This is a genomic window from Muribaculum sp. (genome assembly GCF_029051885.1).
Classification (GTDB): domain Bacteria; phylum Bacteroidota; class Bacteroidia; order Bacteroidales; family Muribaculaceae; genus Muribaculum.
This window is the reverse complement of sequence record NZ_JAIDKI010000133.1, coordinates 1-4,863: the sequence shown is the minus strand read 5'-3', so window position 1 is coordinate 4,863 and position 4,863 is coordinate 1. Positions and strand designations below refer to the sequence as shown.

Here is a 4,863-nt window from a genome sequence, read left to right as displayed (position 1 = left end):
ACTCCCTCATCACAAGCGAAAATATACTCGACGATTGACCGCCCTGACGGTAACATTTATTATTAAACAAGCTCTTAGAGAATGGTTGAATTTAACTTTATGAAATCTTTAGCGGTCTTTCCGGCCTGTTTCGAGCTTTCATTCATTATGGATTCCCATAATTTCTTCATTCAATCTCAAAACATTTTCGGAAATCCTCTCTGAATCTTAACATGAGTCAAATCCAAACATTCTCTTAGATTTGACCGGTGGAATTCATGAGAATATCGTATATTTATATACTAATTTATGAGTGAAGATAAAAACGGTACAGCAGTGGTTGACAATGTGCTCTACAATCTGTATCAGGAGGCTACCGGCTATGCTCCTGAAAGCATAGTGCTGCTGCCTGGAGCCGGGTCGGGACGCCGATATTATCGTATGCGTGGTGTGGAGTCGCTCATAGGAGTCGTAGGCACCGATGTCGCGGAAAACAGAGCCTTTGTCGAGCTATCACGCCATTTCCGCAGCAAGGGACTTCCTGTGCCAGAGGTGCGAGGCATTAGTGACGACGGGATATATTACATACAGGAGGATCTGGGCTCTACGGCTCTGTTCGGATTTATCGCTCCCGGCCGTACCCAGGGTATCTGGAGCGATGAGCAGCGTGAGGTGTTGCGCCGTACTGTAGCCGCTCTGCCGGTATTGCAGTGGAAGGGGGCCGAGGGTCTTGATTTCGACGGAGTATGCTTTCCGGTGGGACGTATGGACCGCCGGGCATTGATGTGGGATCTGAATTATTTTAAATATTGCTTTCTGAAACCCTCCGGAGTAGAGCATTCGGAGGTGATGCTTGAGCGGGATTTCACTACTTTATGTGACATGGTGCTTGAGCATGACACTCCTACGTTCATGTACCGTGATTTCCAGTCGCGCAATGTTATGCTTGCCTCCGACGGCAGTCCGCGGTTTATAGATTTTCAGGGCGGCCGCCGAGGCCCGTATCATTATGATGTGGTGTCGTTTCTGTGGCAGGCGCAGGCTCATTATCCCGATGATCTGCGCGATGAACTCATAGATGAATATATCGAGGCTTCAAGGCCGTATATAGCTCTCGACGGTGTGAAATTCCGCCGTGAGCTGAAGCTGTTTGTGCTGTTGCGCACACTTCAGGTGCTTGGTGCATACGGCCTGCGCGGACTTGTACAGCGCAAGGCCCATTTCCTGCAGAGTATTCCGGCGGCTATGGACAATCTGCGCCGTCTGCTTGACGACCCTGATGCTCCCGAGGGTATGCCTTACCTTATGGATACGCTGCGTCGCCTGACGGAGTTGCCACGGTGGAGCAATGACCGCTCGCAGAGTAAGGACATGACTATAAGGGTGTTCAGTTTCGGCTACCGTAAGTCGGGTATTCCCGAGGATACCACTCCCAACGGCGGCGGATTCGTGTTTGATTGCCGTGCGCTCAACAATCCGGGGCGCTATCCACAGTATCTCGCCCTTACCGGGCGCGACCAGCCTGTGATTGACTTTCTGGAAAGCGACGGAGAGATAACGCGTTTCCTCGACAATGCGTATGCTCTCGTGGATATGACTGTCGACTGCTACCTTGAGCGAGGATTCTCTCAGCTGATGGTGAGCTTCGGGTGTACAGGCGGCCAACATCGGTCGGTATATGCCGCCGAGCATATGGCCCGTCACCTTAATGAAAAATATGGAGTCAAGGTGGTGTTGTGTCATCGCGAACAGGGTATCTCTACCATTTATAACGCGCGCCGATGAAAGGGATGGTATTTGCCGCCGGTCTGGGCACGAGGCTGCGTCCGCTTACCGACAGTGTGCCGAAGGCACTCGTCGAACTTGGTGGTGTGGCGATGCTTGAGCGGGTGCTTACGCGTATGAAATCATGCGGAGTCGGTGAGGCTGTGGTCAATGTGCATCATTTTGCCGGCAAAGTGGTGGATTTCCTCAGAGAGCATGATGACTTCGGGATGAGGCTGCATATAAGTGACGAAAGCGACATGCTGCTTGACACCGGCGGAGGGGTGGCTGCTGCCGCCGACTGGCTTTCCGGCGATGAGCCTGTGTTGCTACATAATGCGGATATATATACCGATGTGGATTTTATGGAGATGCTGCGTGAGCATGAGGCGTCGGGCGCCGATGCGACGTTGCTGACGGGCCGCAGGACGACATCGCGCTATCTGCTGTTTGACCGGGATATGCGTATGCATGGCTGGACGGATGTGCGCAGTGGCCGGGTGCGTCCCGAGGGGCTGGATATTTCAGGCATGGAGTCGATGGCGTTCGGTGGTGTCCATATCGTTTCGCCACGTCTGGTAGAGGATATATGCCGTTATTCCAGAGATAAGGGGAAGAGGGCGTTTTCGATTACCGACTATTATATCGAGTCGTGCGGCAGGATGTATATAAAAGGATGGTGCCAGCCCGCGGGTACGAACTGGCACGATATCGGTACGCTCGACAAACTGCGTCGGGCGGAAGATTCTCTTTGTTAGACAGCGGCAGGAGCGTAACCTCCGGCGGGAGCATCGGATGTGCAGCCTGTGAGATTGTTGTAGGTGTTGTTTACCGCATTTTGCAGATAGAGCATTTTGCAGAATACAACAAGGTTGAATATACCGGCGGTAAGCCATCCGAAGAAGACAGAGAGGATGTAGGTGCTTACCTGCAGTCCCTGAGGCTGTCCGTTCATGGTGAGATATGTGTTGCAACGGGTAATCCATTTGCAATACCATACGATGGAATAGATGCCTAATGTGACTATAGACAGGACTATGTATAGAAACAGTCCGGTTGTGCTCTGTCCGTCTCTGCTGCATGCGATATTGGTTTCGCGGGCAAATGCGTAGACGAGGTACCACTGATAGATGCCTAATGTGAGGATTGACAGGATTAAAGTGAGCCAAAAGCCTCGATTGGTGGGTAGCATAGCGATTGATTTGTTTTACTTCCGTCCTTGTCCGGAAATTTAGTGCGCCTCATGATAGTATTATGTGGACGCGAGTTAATAATTGGTTTGTAATTAATTGATTTAAATCATGTTAGATTTGCGGGCCATATTGGTTTCAATGTTTCTGCTGTAATTTTTTTGAATCGTTCCATCTATTCATCAGTAGTGTATTAGAAAAATCTACTGAAAATTTCTCACAGATAAGCATTGAAATAATTTCGACCAGTTACTTATTTTTCGCAAATATATGTAATTGTGTTGCTTAATGCAAAATATTTTGTAAAAAATATAAAATAATGATGAAATTGGTTGAGAATTCAAATGCATGCATTGTCAAGATGCCGTTTTGTGAGCATTATTTATGAATGTAGAGGAACTAATCAGTAGCGGCTGCGTCTAATGGTATTGAAGATGACTTCATGAAATAAACAAACTTTATGTTATTTGATAAAACGGATGACACTTTCTTGCAGTTGCTGCGGGAGCATGGCCGTACTGTCAACAAGGTATGTTACATGTATGCCGGGTGTGTCGAGGACTATGAGGATATGAGGCAGGAGACCTATGTGAACCTCTGGCGCGGTATGGACCGGTTTCGCGGCGAGTCGGATGCGCGTACATGGGTGTATCGTGTGGCGCTGAACAGTTGTGTGAGTTTTTTCCGCAAAAACCGTAAGGCCGGAGATTATACTCCGTTGTCGGCATTGACAGATGTGGCCTATGACGAGGAGAACCGCTCTGAGATGTTGTCGGAAATGCACGGGCTTATCAACAGGCTTGACCGTGTGGAGAAGGCGATGATACTTCTTTGGCTCGACGAGTATCCGTATGATGCTATTGCCGATGTGATGGCTATGCCTCGCAATACAGTGGCCTCGAGGCTGAAAAGGATAAAGGAGAAGCTGGTGAGGTATTCGGAGGAATAGCGCGGCAGTGGATTAAAGAATGTAATAAAGATATAGAATATGGATATTGAAGAACTTAAACGTCGAATCGACAGTATTGATAGTCGTCTGGCAGAACTTGAGAACAGAAGTAAAACCGACGAGCATATCGCCAGGATAAGGGTTGGCAAGATTGTGACAGCGCAGGATAGGCTCGTAAGGCGCTATCGTATATTTTCTGTGGTCGGAATGTTGATGTGCGCGGTGTCGGTGATACTTTATCGGCATATATTGCCGATGTGTCCGCGGATTTTGCTGGGTGGATTCTTTTTGCTTGCCTCTATGATGGATTTGTATCTGATGATTGGCATAAAGAAGATAGACTGTTGCAGCATGGGGGTGGCTGTGGTGGCAGAAAGGGCTCGGTATTATCGTCGCCGCCATCATATGTTTATGTCCATCCTGATAGTGTTGCTTGTGCCGGTACTCGGGAGTGTTGCATTGGCATTATCGGACGACGGTGTATATATATGGAGCATGGTGGCCGGAGGAGCGGTGGGCCTGATATTGGGCATCGGCATATATATTAAAATGATGAGAGAATACCGTACGCTTTATGGTGGTGACGCATGACATCGCGTTTTTATGGTATCATGATGGTTGGTGTTGGTAGTCGCCGGGCTACGCCAGGCATTTCCAAGGGGGCTGGCAGAACCCCACCCTGCGAACCGCTAACGCGGCTCTTGGGTGGGGCTAACGTTGTAGACACCGCTAACGCGGCTATTGCGCTAACGCGGGAGTTGTAGGCGAGGCGTGGGTGGGGTAGGAGGTGTGGATTGTAGGCGTGTTGTGATTGGGTAGTAGGGGCGGTTGTGTTTTTCCCGACGGAGATGGTGGGCCTTTTCCTCGACCTGTCAACGTCGGCCGCTGAGATAGCTGCCTATGGTTTTCCGCTGTATGCTGTGGCATTCGTGTTTTTTATATTCAATCTGACGGCGATAGGGTATTTCCAGAGTGTGGAGA

5 protein-coding genes are annotated in these 4,863 nt (G+C 49.4%); 4 read left to right on the top strand and 1 reads right to left on the bottom strand.

The features are described from left to right. The first annotated feature begins 315 nt into the window (after positions 1–315). Entirely contained in the window at positions 316–1,764 is a 1,449-nt protein-coding gene (locus tag K2I50_RS05790; RefSeq protein ID WP_526022958.1) for a RapZ C-terminal domain-containing protein, read from the top strand. Beyond that, positions 1,761–2,501, top strand: a complete 741-nt coding sequence (locus tag K2I50_RS05785; RefSeq protein WP_301025262.1) for a nucleotidyltransferase family protein — start codon at positions 1,761–1,763, stop codon at positions 2,499–2,501. Before K2I50_RS05790 ends, K2I50_RS05785 begins: the two co-directional genes overlap by 4 nt. On the opposite strand, the gene K2I50_RS05780 is transcribed toward K2I50_RS05785, so the two are convergent. Further along, positions 2,498–2,935: a DUF4234 domain-containing protein gene (locus K2I50_RS05780; protein ID WP_301025261.1), complete on the bottom strand. Its 438-nt coding sequence runs from the start codon at positions 2,933–2,935 to the stop codon at positions 2,498–2,500. The genes K2I50_RS05785 and K2I50_RS05780 overlap by 4 nt on opposite strands. A gap of 458 nt (positions 2,936–3,393) precedes the next feature. Between K2I50_RS05780 and K2I50_RS05775 the strand changes: the two genes are divergently transcribed. Next, on the top strand, positions 3,394–3,882 hold the full coding sequence (locus tag K2I50_RS05775; RefSeq protein WP_301025260.1) for an RNA polymerase sigma factor: 489 nt from the start codon (positions 3,394–3,396) through the stop codon (positions 3,880–3,882). Between the two features lie 39 nt (positions 3,883–3,921). Further along, positions 3,922–4,473 (top strand): hypothetical protein, encoded by a 552-nt coding sequence (locus K2I50_RS05770; RefSeq protein ID WP_301025259.1) that lies wholly within the window; start codon positions 3,922–3,924, stop codon positions 4,471–4,473. Positions 4,474–4,863 lie beyond the last annotated feature (390 nt).

What these genes read in the sequence shown, in the direction of transcription:
- K2I50_RS05785 (WP_301025262.1), top strand. Translation starts at nt 1,761, where the DNA reads ATGAAAGGGATGGTATTTGCCGCCGGTCTGGGCACGAGGCTGCGTCCG.
- K2I50_RS05780 (WP_301025261.1), bottom strand. Translation starts at nt 2,935, where the DNA reads ATGCTACCCACCAATCGAGGCTTTTGGCTCACTTTAATCCTGTCAATC.
- K2I50_RS05775 (WP_301025260.1), top strand. Translation starts at nt 3,394, where the DNA reads ATGTTATTTGATAAAACGGATGACACTTTCTTGCAGTTGCTGCGGGAG.
- K2I50_RS05770 (WP_301025259.1), top strand. Translation starts at nt 3,922, where the DNA reads ATGGATATTGAAGAACTTAAACGTCGAATCGACAGTATTGATAGTCGT.